The following is a 12,326-nucleotide window of genomic DNA, read 5'->3' as shown; positions in this document are numbered from 1 at the left end:
CCCGGGCATGCGGAGCGGAATGCGGGCCTGCGGGTCCGTCGACATGCCAGGTCTGGGCGCCGGCGCCGCTTCTGAATTCCGGCTCGTCCGCGGCTACACCCCGCCGAGCCCGGCAATTGACCAACATTCGCCGTCCATTGATCACAGCTGCACATTGTATTCATCCGGCGAGGTGTTGCACACTCCGATCGTCAGGCCGATGCGGCGGCAAAAGCCGCACGGTGCGCAGGAGGAAATCCATGGCGATCGATCGGAGCGTATCCCGCCGGGCGCTGGCCCTGCTTGCAGTGGCCGGGCTGGTGACAACGGAGCCGGCCCAGGCCGCCGATCCGATCCGGATCGGGGTGATCGCCGAGGCGCAATCCGTGGTCGGGGCCTCGATCCCGCAGGCGGTGCAACTCGCCGCCGACGAGATCAACGCCAAGGGCGGCATCGACGGTCGTCAGATCCAGGTCGTCACCTACGACGACAAGTCCTCCGCCTCCGACGCGGTCCGCGCCTTCCAGCGAGCGGTCTCCGAGGACAAGGTCAACCTCGTCATCGCCAGCTACATCTCGGAGGTCGTGCTGGCCCTGATGCCCTGGGCGGCCCGGCTCAAGACGCCGATGATCACGCCCGGCGCGGCCTCGAACGAGATCAGCCTTGCGGTCCATAAGGACTACGCCCGCAACAAGTACACCTTCCACGGCTACCTGACTTCGGCAGCCCTGGCGCAGTCAATCTGCGACTCCACCAAGGACATGTTGATTGATCTGATGAAGGTGAAGACCGCCGCGATCATGAGCGAGGATGCGGCCTGGACCCGGCCGCTCGATGTCGGCTACGAGAAATGCCTGCCCGAGATCGGCGTGAAGGTCGTCGACCACATTCGCTTCTCGCCGGACACGGGCGACTTCACGCCGATCTACAACAAGATCGAGGCGGCCAAGCCCGACCTGATCGTCACCGGCATCTCGCATGTCGGGGTCCAGCCGACCGTGCAGTGGCAGAACCAGCAGGTGCCGCTGGCCATGACCGGCATGAACTCGCAGGCGACTTCCTCGACCTTCTGGGCCAACACCAACGGCGCCACCCAGGGCGTGATCTTCCAGAGCATTGCGGTGCCGGGGGCGGCGATCACCGACAAGTCGCTGGCGTTCAGCGACGCGTTCAAGAAGCGTTTCGGAAGCGATCCGTCCTACGCCGGCTACATGGCCTACGATCAGGTCTACTACGCGGCCGACGCCGTGAAGCGCGCGGGCACCACGGAGGCCGACAAGCTCGTCGAGGCCCTGGAGACGACCGACTGGGTCGGCACTGTCGGGCGCACGCAGTTCTACGGCAAGGACGACCCGTTCACCCACTCGATCCGGTACGGCCAGGGCTTCATCACCGGTTTGATCGCGCAGTGGCAGGACGGCAAGCAGGTGGCGATCTGGCCGAAGAGCCTCGCGCAGGGACAGATCGTGATCCCGGCCGCCGTGAAGGCTGCCGCGCGGTAGGAACCCGGTCTCGCGGCGGAGCCGGTTGGCGCCGCCGCTTGCCAAGCGCAGTCCTTGCAAAGCGCGGTCGTTGCCGCAACTAGAGCCCGAGCGCGGTGCCGTGGACCCGGCCCGAGATTCCGCGCCGGAGAGGATCCATCGATGGCCAGCCCCGACCTGCCCGAGACCATGCGCCAGATCCGTTTCACGGGTTCCGGCGGGCCGGAGGTGATCGCCGTTGAGACCGCCCCGGTGCCGCGCCCGGGCGCGGGCCAGGTGCTGATCGAGGTCGTCGCCGCCGGAGTGAACCGGCCCGACGTTGCCCAGCGGTCCGGGGTCTACCCACCGCCTCCGGGCGCAACCGAGACCCCCGGCCTGGAAGTCGCCGGCCGCGTGATCGCGCTCGGGGAAGGCGTCACCGGCCTGGCACCGGGCGACGAAGTCTGCGCCCTCGTCATCAGCGGCGGCTACGCGGAATTCGCGGTGGCGGAAGCGAGCCACTGCCTGCCGCGGCCGAAGGCGGTCTCGCTGGTCGATTCCGGCGGCCTGCCGGAGACCTTCTTCACGGTGTACTCGAACGTCGTGCAGCGCGGTCGCCTCGCCCGGGGCGAGAGCTTCCTGGTCCATGGCGGCTCGAGCGGCATCGGTGCCACCGCGATTCAGATCGCCAAGCATGTCGGGGCCCGGGTCTTCGCCACCGCGGGCTCGGCGGAGAAGTGTCGGTTCTGCGAGGAACTCGGGGCGGATGCCGCCATCGACTACAAGCAGGCGGACTTCGCCGAGGAGGTGAAGCGCCTGACCGACGGGCGCGGCGTCGACGTCATCCTCGATATGATCGGGGCGAGCTATCTGCCCCGGAACCTGAAATCCCTCGCGCCGGATGGCCGCTTGGTGATGATCGCTCTCATGGGCGGCTACAAGGTCGATGGCTTGAACATCACGCCGATCATGCGCAACCGCCTGACCTTCACCGGCTCGACCCTGCGCCCGCGCCCCAAGGCCGACAAGGCCGCCATCGCCGAAGGCCTGCGCAAGGACGTCTGGCCGGAGCTCGATGCTGGCCGCATCCGCTCCGTCACGCACGCGACCTTCCCGCTGGAACAGGCCCGGCAGGCGCATGAGCTGATGGAATCGAGCGCGCATCTCGGCAAGATCCTGCTGACGACAGGTCGCTGACGGCCGACCACAGGAACCCGCCTCGTCGGCACCGCGTTGGCGGCCGGTAACGGAAACGTGTCGCAGACCGCCGTCCGGCGTGTTGCGTCCTGCCGACGAGGATTGTGCAGATGGTCGAGAAATTGAACCAGCAGGAGAGCCGGCAGGGTGAGCGCGGCAAGCCCGTGCTTTGGGTGCTGGTGGCGAGCCTCGTCCTCCTGGCGATCGCCACGGTCGGGCTGCTGACCTGGAACGGGTCGAATTCTCCCAAGGACTACGCCAGCCAGAGCCAGGATGCGTCGCGGCGCGAGGTGACCGGCTCGGTCAACGGTCAGTCGAACGGCGCGTCGCCGTCGAACAGCACCGGGGTTCCGGGCGGAAACCCGTCGTACCCGCAGCCGGCTCAGCCGGGCGCGAATGGCGGCGCTGCGAAGTAAGGCGTGAATCCGAGGCGGCGCGCGCGCCGCCTCAACGCGGGTTTCAGCGGGTCGGGATCGGCGTCGGGCCGCGGTAATCGTAGAAGCCGCGCTTGGCCTTGCGTCCGAGCCAGCCGGCCTCGACGTACTTCACGAGGAGCGGGCAGGGGCGGTACTTCGAATCCGCCAGGCCCTCGTAGAGCACCTGCATCACAGACAGGCAGGTATCGAGGCCGATGAAATCCGCGAGCTGCAGCGGGCCCATCGGGTGGTTCGCACCGAGCTTCATGGCCGTGTCGATCGACTCGACCGACCCGACGCCCTCGTAGAGCGTGTAGATCGCCTCGTTGATCATCGGCAGCAGGATGCGGTTGACGATGAAGGCCGGAAAATCCTCCGACATGGTCGAGGTCTTGCCGAGCTTGGCGATGAAGACCTTGGCCGCCTCGTAGGTCGTATCCTCGGTGGCGATGCCGCGGATCAGCTCGACGAGCTGCATCACCGGCACCGGGTTCATGAAGTGGATCCCAATGAACTTCTCGGGCCGGTCGGTGGCTGCGGCCAGCCGGGTGATCGAGATGGACGAGGTGTTGGTCGCGACCAGCGTCTCCGGCCGCAGCGACGAACACAGCGTGCTGAAGATCTCGCGCTTCGTCGCCTCGTTCTCGGTCGCGGCCTCGATCACCAGATCGCACGGCCCCAGCGCATCGAAATCCCGCGCCGGTTGAATGCGGGCGCGGGCCTCGCGGCTGTCGCCTTCCGTCAGGCTACCCTTGGAGACGAGGCGGGCGAGGCTGCCCTCGATCACGCCGAGGCCGTTCTCAAGGCGGTTCGGATCGCGGTCGTTCAGCAGGACGTCGAGACCGGCCGCGGCGCAGACCTGCGCGATGCCACTGCCCATCTGGCCCGCGCCGATGATGCCGACCCGCTTGATCTCCATGTCCATCTGCCGACCTGTGCCCCTAATGCGGATGCCGATGCACGGCCGCCCGTTCAACGAACTGCGCCGACGCGACGGCGAGGTCCCGCGCTCGCCGTCTTCTAGACCAATCACCGGCGCGGAAGAAACCCGCGACGTCGCACGCGGCAACAATGCCCATGCCGCGTCGACGACGCGAAAACCCCGCCGCTACTGGCCCTTGGCCTTGCCGATCTCGGATTGCAGCTCCGGAACAACCTGGAAAAGGTCGCCGACAAGGCCGTAATCCGCCACCTGGAAGATTGGCGCGTCCTCGTCCTTGTTGATCGCGACGATGACCTTGGAATCCTTCATCCCGGCGAGATGCTGGATCGCCCCGGAGATGCCGACCGCCACGTAGAGGTCCGGCGCCACCACCTTGCCGGTCTGGCCCACTTGCCAGTCGTTCGGCGCGTAGCCCGCATCGACCGCGGCACGCGAGGCGCCCACCGCCGCCCCGAGCGTATCCGCCAGCGGCTCGATCAGCTCGTGGAACTTCTCCGACGAGCCGAGCGAGCGTCCGCCCGACACGATGATCCGGGCCGAGGCCAGCTCCGGCCGGTCCGACTTGGCGATCTCCTCGCCCTTGAAGGTCGAGCCGCCGGCCTCGGGCGCGGCCGCCGAGACGGCCTCGACGGGAGCGGCGGCGCCGCCCTCTTCCGCGACCTTGAACGCCGCCGTGCGCACGGTGATCACGGTCTTGTCGCCGGGCGTCTGCACGGTCTGGATGGCGTTGCCGGCGTAGATCGGCCGCTCGAACGTGTCGGGCGAGACCACCTTGATGATGTCGGAGATCTGCGCGACGTCGAGCAGGGCGGCCACGCGCGGCAGCACGTTCTTGCCGGTCGTGGAGGCCGACGCGATGATCACGTCGTACGGGCCGGCGATCGACGCGATCAGCGCCCCGACGGGCTCGGCGAGGTCGTGGTCGTAGGCGCCGTCCTCGGCAACCAGCACCTTCTCGACGCCGTCGAGCTTGGCCGTCGCCTCGGCCACGGCCTTGGCGCCGCTGCCGAGCACGAGGGCGTGGATCGGTGCGCCGATCTGCTTGGCGGCGGTGAGCGCCTTCAGCGTCCCGTCCTTGATCTGTCCGTTGCCGTGCTCAACGAAGAGGAGTGTCGTCATGACCGTCCGAGAGCCTTCGAGTGGGGTGACGCGAGGCTCGACCGGCGGCCGGGAGCCCCGCGATGCGAATCAGATAACGCCGGCTTCGACCTTGAGCTTCTGAACGAGCTCGGCCGCGGAGCCGACCTTGACGCCCGCGGAGCGGCCCGGCGGCTCGGCGGTCTTCAGCACCTTGAGCTTCGGGGTCACGTCGACGCCCAGCGCGTCGGGCGCCAACTCCTCGAGGGGCTTCTTCTTGGCCTTCATGATGTTCGGCAGCGACGCGTAGCGCGGTTCGTTGAGGCGCAGGTCCGTGGTGACGATCGCAGGCAGCTTCAGGCTCACCGTCTGCAGGCCGCCATCGACCTCGCGGGTCACGTCCAGGCTGCCGTCGCCGGCCTCGATCTTGTAGGCAAAGGTGCCCTGCGGCCATCCGAGCAGCGCGCCGAGCATCTGGCCGGTCTGGTTCGAGTCGTCATCGATCGCCTGCTTGCCCAGGATCACCAGTTCCGGGCTCTCCTTCTCGACCACGGCCTTCAGGAGCTTGGCGACCGCGAGCGGCTCGCAGTTGACGTCGGTCTTCACCAGGATGGCGCGGTCGGCGCCCATGGCCAGCGCGGTGCGGAGCGTCTCCTGGGCCTGTTGCGGACCGATCGAGACGGCCACGATCTCGGTGACCTTGCCCTTCTCCTTCAGGCGGATCGCCTCCTCGACGGCGATCTCGTCGAAGGGGTTCATCGACATCTTGACGTTAGCGAGTTCGACCCCGGAGCCGTCGGCTTTCACGCGGATCTTGACGTTGTAGTCCACCACCCGCTTGACGGGCACCAGCACCTTCATGGCGGTCACGATCCTTCCCCGGAGGATTCTTTTCGTCGTGCAAGACTCGCCGACCGGCGCCAGAGGGCGCGGCGTGGCGAGGGCACGCAAAGCGCGCGGACCGTAACGGCCACATTTCCGCCTTGTCAACGCGGCGCGGCGGCGGCCCTCAGGTGCCGGGCGTAAGTAAACGGAAGCGTCGGGCGCCCGGGGTCAATGACCGCGTCATTCCAGCTGTGAGGAGGAGGCCGCGAATTCGATCAGGGCCCGAGGGCCGGCAGAGGGCCACGGCGGCCCTGGATTTCGGTCTCGCTTACGACGCATTGGAAGGACGGCGGTTCGGCTTCACGGCCGATCCGGATCCGGTGGTCTGCCTAGAGCTGTGCCAGAGCGCGTTGCGCCAAGCAGCAGGCCCCCCCGCAGAGAACGGTCGTCCAATCCTTCCTCTCATCCTGAGGTGACCGCGAAGCGGGCCTCGAAGGAGGGCTCCAGCCAGCCGCGCGACTACTGGAGCCCTCCTTCGAGGCCTCCGCTACGCTCCGGCACCTCAGGATGAGAGGCCGCAATGCGCTCGGGCGCCGATCGAGATCAGCCCGAGGTCGGCTCTTCGAATCGCGAACCCGCGATCAGCGGTTGGCTCCGGGCACCCACAGGACGTCGTCCGCGCCGTCCGAATTGGCCGCGCGGCTCGCCACGAACAGGAAGTCCGAGAGCCGGTTCAGGTAGCGCAAAGCCTCGGGCGAGACGGTCTCGTCCTCGCGGGCCGCAAGGCTTACGGCGAGGCGCTCGGCCCGCCGGCATACGGTGCGGGCGAGGTGCAGCGCGGCGGCGGCCGGCGAGCCGCCCGGCAGGACGAAGGATTTCAGCGGCGGGATCGCGGCGTTGAGCGCGTCGATGTCGCGCTCCAGGCGCTCGACCTGGCTCGCGACGATCCGCAGCGGCTCGTAGGGGAGGGGCTCCGGGGTCGGCGGCGTCGCGAGGTCGGCGCCGAGGTCGAACAGGTCGTTCTGGATCGCCCCCAGCATGGCGTCGAGCGGCCCCTGGCTGTGCAGGCGCGCCATCCCGATGCAGGCGTTGGTCTCGTCGACCGTGCCGTAGGTCTCCACCCGCAGGTCCGCCTTCGAGCGGCGCTGCCCATCCGCCAGGGCCGTAGTGCCCTTGTCGCCGGTGCGCGTGTAGATGCGGTTGAGCTTGACCAAGGAGTAGGGCGCCTCAGAACGTGTAGCCGATCTTGCCGCCGAAATTGGTCAGCCCGCGGTTATTCGCGCAGAGGCCGGCGTTCGACATGTGCTCGACGGTCGCCATGATGCTCCAGTGCTCGGTCAGGCGATAGCCCAGGGCCGCGGCCTCGCGGAACATGGGCGAGCAGCCGAGCGTGTTGAAGCCGTAGGGCGTCTGCGCCTTCGGGCCGGTGTAGCCGTTATGGGCGACGCCGCCGAAGAAGCCGTCGAGGAAGATGCGGCGGTTGAATGTCTCGGGGAAGATCTCGAGCGTCCAAGTGGCACCGAGATAGGCGTAGCTGGTCCGTCCGCCGGTGTTGTAGCTGCCGCCCACCGTCGGGCGCGGCACGAAGGCCTGCCAGAACGGATCGGCGCTGATCTGCGGCTTGGCGAACAGGATCTCGCCGTTGACGTTCGCCTTGCTGAATCCCGGGAGCTTGCCCTCGGCGCTGCCCGGATCCTGCACTGAGCCGCCGATCCGGACCTCCGACACGATGCTCAGCGGCTGGGCCGGCGCCGCGTAGGCCGCCGGGAGCGCCGGCGGCAGGTCGGCGGCCGAGACGGGCAGGATCGCCGCGCCGGTCATGAGGCCGATCAAACAGAGACGGGAAGGGGCGGTCATGCGGTCTCGGCCGGGTAGGCTTGGCGGGTAGCTCGGCCGAACCTAGCAGAGGCCTGCGCGCTCAGGCGCCGAATTCATCCGCCGCCTGCGCGAAACCCGCGATGTGCGGCGGCGTGGTCACACCCCTGCGTTGCCGGGCTCACGTGCGCCCTGCGGGTCCGGGCTCACCTGCGACGGCCGGAGCGACGGTGCGGGCCGGACGGACGCGATGAAGCGATCAGGGCTCCTCAGGCCGAGCGCCACCAGACCACGCCCATGATGACCAGGATGGCCACGAACTGCAGCAGCACGCGCAGGCGCATCAGCTTCTGCGAGACATTGGCGCTGCCGCCCCGCATCATGTTGGCCAGGCCGAGGAACAGCACCACCGCAACGGCGAGGCACGCGAGAAGGACGAGGGTGTTCGACGACATGCTGACGGGATCCGTGCCGGACGCAGGGCCCCTATCGGCCCCGCGACGCTGCGTGAGATGAGGGAGGTTCAGTTGCGGCGGAGCAGACGCTCGAAATAGTCGAGTTCTTCGCGCGGCCGAGTCGGGTCGCCAAGCTTGCGCCGCAGCTCTTCCATGATGCGCCGCGCCCGCTGGACGGCCGATTCATCGGCTGTCGGCACGCGCACCCGGCCGTCGCTCATGTCGCGTCCGCGGGTTGGGCGGCCGAGCGGATCGTCGTCGCGGGCGCCGGCCTGACCCTGCTGCCCGGGCTGCTGACCGCCATCCTGCTGACCCTCGCCCTGGCCCTCGGCCATCTCCTGCATCTGCTGCGCCATGCCCTCGGCACCGCGCTTCAGGCCGTCGAGGGCGCGGCCCTGGGCATCGACCGCCTCGCCGGAATCACCCTGCTTCAGGGCGTTCTCGGCCTCGCGCATGGCATCCTCGGCATCGGAGAGCCCCTGCTCGCCGCGCATGCCGTTCTCCTTCATGCGCTTCTCCAGCTCCTCGAGGCGCTGGCGGAGGGCCTGCTGACGCTCGCCGACATTGCCCTGCTGGCCCTGTCCCTGCTGTCCCTGCTGGCTTTGCCCCTGCTGGCCTTGTTGGCCCTGTTGCCGCTGGCCTTGCTGGCCCTGGCTGCCCTGCTGCCCGCGCTGGCCCTGCTGCTGCCCGCGATCCTGCTGCCGCTGGCCGCTGCGCGGCTGCTGACCATCCTTGAAGGTCTCGTCGCGCAGGCCCTGCTGCTCCTTGGCCATGTCGTCGAGGTCGCGCATCTGCTTCTGCATCTCGCGCGAGGCCTGATCCGAGCGGCTGCCGCGCTCGGCGGTCTGGAGGTTCTCCAGGATGTTCCGCAGCTGCTCCATGAGCCGCTGAGCCTCGGCGGTGTCCCCGCGCTTCATGGCCTCGGCCATGTCCTGGATCATCTTGTCGAGATCCTGGGGCGTCACGGTCTTGGATTGGGGGTTGTTCTGCCCCCGGTCGCTCTGGTCGCGGTTCTCGCGGCCCTGCTTCTGAGCCATCTCGGACAGGAACTTGTCGAGCGCCTGCTTCAGGTCCTGGGTCAGGCGCTTGATCTCGTCGTCGGGCGCATTTCGCTCGATCGCCTCCTTGAGGCGATCCTGGGCCTGCCGCAGCTGCTTCTCGGCGTCGGACAGGTCCCCGTCCTCGATCTTGAGCGCCATCTCCCAGAGCAGGTCGGCGACATCGACCAGATCGGCATCCGAGCGCGCCCGGCGCAGGCGCTCGGTGGCCGTCCGCAGGCCGAGGAAGATCGCGGGCTGCGGCGTGAACGTGTCGGGGGCGACGAGGAGCGCGTCCAGGGCGCCCTGCACCCAGCGGCGGTCCGTGTCCGGCGCCGTGATCAGGCGACGCCGCTCCTCGGCGAGCGCCCGGGCGAGCGGGTCGCGGAACGGGCGCGCCGGCAGAGTGATCTCAGTGTCGGGCGTCTTGCCTTCCTGGCCCGCCTCATCTTTCACCACGATGTGATAGCGCACCCGGGCGCCCGACCACGGGCTGTCGGTCAGGTCGACCAGGGTCTTGGTCTCGGAATCGCCGCTGGCGTCGGCCGGCAGGGCGAGACCGATATGCGGCAGCGGGACCAGCGCGCGGCCGGATTTCAGCGGCGCGATCACCGCCTCGGCGGAGCTGATCCCGTAATCGTCCTTGGCCTTGTAGGTGAGGTTGAAGGTGCCGCGCCCGTTGACCTCCGGGCCGCCGATTGCGGTCACCTCCGGTGGCCGATCGGGGATCGCGTCCACAGTCAGGCGCTGGCGGCCGGCCGGCGTGGCGATCACCAGCTCCGCGCCGCCGACGATGCGGTAGCGCTCCTCCCGCAGGTCGGGGCGTGCCTCCTGGCCGGGGACGGGGACGAGGCCCGCATTGGGCGTCAGGGTCGTGTCTGCGGCCGCCTTGCCCTGGCCGGCGATCCGCACGATCAGCTGCGCGTTGACCGGCGCCCGCAGGTGCTGGTCCGTGCCGTCCATGGCGATCAGGAGCGGCGGCAGGCGGGTGTAGATGGGCGGATCGATCCAGCCATCGACGCGGAAGTTCGGTCCCGGCGCGGCCGGTTCATGCCAGTCGAAGGCGGCGCCGATGCGCTCGCGCCACTCGGGCCCGGCGGCAAACAGGCTGGCGATGGCCGCGACCGTCAGGCCGGCCCGGAGCGCGAAGGGATCGCGCCGGGTCATGCCCGGCCGCGGCAGGCCGACGCGCAGGGCGGCCACGGCCTGCGCGGCGCGGCGCTGGTGCAGGGCCCAGAGGACCTGACTGCCCGCATCCGCGGCGCCCACCGCCAGGGTGTCCTGAGCCGCCGAAGCCGGGCCGTGCCGCAGGGCCGGATCGCGGGCGGCCGCATCGCGGTCCAAGCGGGCGAGGGCCGCGCGCCGGCCCGGCCGGCCCAGATGGGCGAGGGGCAGGAGCGCGACGACCAGAAGCACGGCCAGGATCCCGAGGCCGATCTGGCGCCAGAGCGGCGTCACGTCGAGCCACAGGCCCGACCACGACAGGATCAGGAAGAGGAGCCCGACGCCCAGCCCGCGCCAGAGCACCGGCCAGGCCTGCTCCCACACGGCGGCCGCCCGTGCCTGCGCGACGAGCCTGTCGAGCCGCGCGTTCGCGGTCGTGCGACCCGGCTCGGGTCCGTTCCTGCCGGTCTTGCTGCCGAAGCCGTCCCTGTCGATCACGCCGACCGTTCCGCCTCACGCCAAAGGATGGGCCGGGGGCTGCCGGACGGATCCGGACCCCGATCGCCTGAGGCTATCATGGTGGGCTGCGGCGGTCGGCGGGTCAAATCCGCGCGACAGGGCGCGCCGGGTCCTCAGTTGTGCGCCTGGATGAAGTTGCGCACCTGCGGGTAGATCTGCGAGTCCCAGCGCCGGCCCGCGAAGACACCGTAATGGCCGACGCCGGCCTGGAGATGGTGGGCGCGCATATAGGGCGGCAGGTCGGTGCAGAGATCGTGCGCCGCCATGGTCTGGCCGACGGCACAGATGTCGTCCCGCTCGCCCTCGACGGTCATCAGGGCCGTCCGGCGGATCGCCCGCAAGTCGATCGGCGCGCCGCGATAGGTCGCCTCGTTCTTGGCGAGAGTGTAATCCTGGAATACCGTCTTGACCGTCTCTAGGTAGAACTCGGCCGCGAGGTCCAGCACGGCGAAATACTCGTCGTAGAAGGTCTCGATCGCCTCGGCCTTGTCGGCCTCGCCCTTGGCCATGTGCCAGAACAGGTCGGTATGGCCTTGGACGTGGCGTTTGGCGTTCATCGCCATGAAGGCGGAGACCTGTACGAAGCCCGGGTAGACCTTGCGGCCGGCGCCTTTGTGCCGCCTGGGCACCGTCGCGATCAGGTTCTGCTCGAACCACGCGATCGGCTTCGAGGTCGCGAGCTCGTTCACGCCGGTCGGGTTGATCCGGCAATCCACCGGCCCGGCCATCAAGGTCATGCTGCGCGGGGCGGCCGGGTCCTTCGCCTGCGCCATCGCGGCCGCCGCGACCAGGGCCTGGACCGCCGGCTGGCACACCGCGACCATGTGCGAGCCCTCGCCCATCGTCTGCAGGAACTGGATCAGGTGCCCGACATAATCGTCGAACCCGAACCGGCCCTCCGAGAGCGGCACGTCGCGGGCATTGTGCCAATCCGTGATGTAGACGTCGTGATCCGGCAGCATTGTGCGCACAGTGGCGCGCAGCAACGTCGCGAAATGCCCGGACATCGGCGCCACCATCAGCACCTTGGGCTGCTCGGTGTGGATGTCCTTCCTGAAGTGCAGCAGGGTCCCGAACGGCGTCACCGCGACCGGCTCCTCGGCGACCGGGACGCTGCGGTTGCCGACCATCACGCTGTCGATCCCGTAGGCCGGCCGGGCAAAGGTCAGGCCGGCACGCATCATCATCCGTGCGCCCGCGGACATCCAGGAGACCGGCTCGCCGAGACCGGCCCAGGGGGACCACAACGTGTCCAGCACCTGACCCCAAGCGCGGGTTTGCGCGGCGAGGTCGGTCTGCAGGTCGAACGCGTCGTACAGCATCGGGCGGGCACTCGCAGGAGCCCCGCCCGGCACGCGGGCGATCTGGGCGGCAACGTGGTTGATGCCGGGATTAATCTGCATCAGCATGGCCCTGCAGGATGGTTCTCGCGGCCGAGC

The 12,326-nt window shown here is 69.1% G+C and carries 11 protein-coding genes; 3 read left to right on the top strand and 8 right to left on the bottom strand.

Annotation, left to right across the window (positions count from 1 at the left end; genetic code table 11):
- The first annotated feature begins 239 nt into the window (after positions 1 to 239).
- The 3 genes from AC3WSN_RS16245 to AC3WSN_RS16235 all read left to right on the top strand — a co-directional run bounded on the left by AC3WSN_RS16245 (position 240) and on the right by AC3WSN_RS16235 (position 3,052).
- A complete protein-coding gene (locus AC3WSN_RS16245; RefSeq protein WP_492539292.1) occupies positions 240 to 1,481 on the top strand; it encodes an ABC transporter substrate-binding protein in 1,242 nt (413 codons plus the stop codon).
- Between the two features lie 141 nt (positions 1,482 to 1,622).
- A complete protein-coding gene (locus AC3WSN_RS16240; protein WP_192707530.1) occupies positions 1,623 to 2,636 on the top strand; it encodes an NAD(P)H-quinone oxidoreductase in 1,014 nt (337 codons plus the stop codon).
- A gap of 110 nt (positions 2,637 to 2,746) precedes the next feature.
- On the top strand, positions 2,747 to 3,052 hold the full coding sequence (locus tag AC3WSN_RS16235; RefSeq protein ID WP_192707531.1) for a flagellar basal body-associated FliL family protein: 306 nt from the start codon (positions 2,747 to 2,749) through the stop codon (positions 3,050 to 3,052).
- Between the two features lie 43 nt (positions 3,053 to 3,095).
- Here the strand turns inward: AC3WSN_RS16235 and AC3WSN_RS16230 are convergent, their stop codons facing one another.
- The 8 genes from AC3WSN_RS16230 to AC3WSN_RS16195 all read right to left on the bottom strand — a co-directional run bounded on the left by AC3WSN_RS16230 (position 3,096) and on the right by AC3WSN_RS16195 (position 12,209).
- Positions 3,096 to 3,977 carry a 3-hydroxybutyryl-CoA dehydrogenase gene (locus tag AC3WSN_RS16230; RefSeq protein ID WP_192707532.1) on the bottom strand — a complete coding sequence of 294 codons (882 nt, stop codon included), beginning with the start codon at positions 3,975 to 3,977 and terminating at the stop codon, positions 3,096 to 3,098.
- Between the two features lie 183 nt (positions 3,978 to 4,160).
- A complete protein-coding gene (locus AC3WSN_RS16225) occupies positions 4,161 to 5,114 on the bottom strand; it encodes an electron transfer flavoprotein subunit alpha/FixB family protein (RefSeq protein WP_492539289.1) in 954 nt (317 codons plus the stop codon).
- Positions 5,115 to 5,183: 69 nt separating this feature from the next.
- Positions 5,184 to 5,933: an electron transfer flavoprotein subunit beta/FixA family protein gene (locus tag AC3WSN_RS16220; protein WP_192707810.1), complete on the bottom strand. Its 750-nt coding sequence runs from the start codon at positions 5,931 to 5,933 to the stop codon at positions 5,184 to 5,186.
- 605 nt (positions 5,934 to 6,538) lie between these two features.
- On the bottom strand, positions 6,539 to 7,111 hold the full coding sequence (locus tag AC3WSN_RS16215; RefSeq protein ID WP_492539287.1) for a cob(I)yrinic acid a,c-diamide adenosyltransferase: 573 nt from the start codon (positions 7,109 to 7,111) through the stop codon (positions 6,539 to 6,541).
- 13 nt (positions 7,112 to 7,124) lie between these two features.
- A complete protein-coding gene (locus AC3WSN_RS16210) occupies positions 7,125 to 7,754 on the bottom strand; it encodes an acyloxyacyl hydrolase (protein WP_192707535.1) in 630 nt (209 codons plus the stop codon).
- A gap of 227 nt (positions 7,755 to 7,981) precedes the next feature.
- Positions 7,982 to 8,167, bottom strand: a complete 186-nt coding sequence (locus tag AC3WSN_RS16205; RefSeq protein ID WP_192707536.1) for a twin transmembrane helix small protein — start codon at positions 8,165 to 8,167, stop codon at positions 7,982 to 7,984.
- A gap of 68 nt (positions 8,168 to 8,235) precedes the next feature.
- Positions 8,236 to 10,866 carry a TIGR02302 family protein gene (locus AC3WSN_RS16200; RefSeq protein WP_492539284.1) on the bottom strand — a complete coding sequence of 877 codons (2,631 nt, stop codon included), beginning with the start codon at positions 10,864 to 10,866 and terminating at the stop codon, positions 8,236 to 8,238.
- 134 nt (positions 10,867 to 11,000) lie between these two features.
- The gene (locus tag AC3WSN_RS16195; protein ID WP_492543130.1) at positions 11,001 to 12,209 is read right to left on the bottom strand and encodes a polyhydroxyalkanoate depolymerase; all 1,209 of its coding nucleotides are present in this window, start codon (positions 12,207 to 12,209) and stop codon (positions 11,001 to 11,003) included.
- Positions 12,210 to 12,326: the final 117 nt, after the last annotated feature.

The organism is Methylobacterium sp. FW102-HT35C08 (genome assembly GCF_058790235.1).
Note: the sequence above shows the minus strand (reverse complement) of the source record. Positions and strands in the feature narration are given on the sequence as shown.

Coding starts and splice junctions, on each gene's coding strand:
- AC3WSN_RS16245 (WP_492539292.1), top strand. CDS start 240: ATGGCGATCGATCGGAGCGTATCCCGCCGGGCGCTGGCCCTGCTTGCA.
- AC3WSN_RS16240 (WP_192707530.1), top strand. CDS start 1,623: ATGGCCAGCCCCGACCTGCCCGAGACCATGCGCCAGATCCGTTTCACG.
- AC3WSN_RS16235 (WP_192707531.1), top strand. CDS start 2,747: ATGGTCGAGAAATTGAACCAGCAGGAGAGCCGGCAGGGTGAGCGCGGC.
- AC3WSN_RS16230 (WP_192707532.1), bottom strand. CDS start 3,977: ATGGACATGGAGATCAAGCGGGTCGGCATCATCGGCGCGGGCCAGATG.
- AC3WSN_RS16225 (WP_492539289.1), bottom strand. CDS start 5,114: ATGACGACACTCCTCTTCGTTGAGCACGGCAACGGACAGATCAAGGAC.
- AC3WSN_RS16220 (WP_192707810.1), bottom strand. CDS start 5,933: ATGAAGGTGCTGGTGCCCGTCAAGCGGGTGGTGGACTACAACGTCAAG.
- AC3WSN_RS16210 (WP_192707535.1), bottom strand. CDS start 7,754: ATGACCGCCCCTTCCCGTCTCTGTTTGATCGGCCTCATGACCGGCGCG.
- AC3WSN_RS16205 (WP_192707536.1), bottom strand. CDS start 8,167: ATGTCGTCGAACACCCTCGTCCTTCTCGCGTGCCTCGCCGTTGCGGTG.
- AC3WSN_RS16195 (WP_492543130.1), bottom strand. CDS start 12,209: ATGCTGTACGACGCGTTCGACCTGCAGACCGACCTCGCCGCGCAAACC.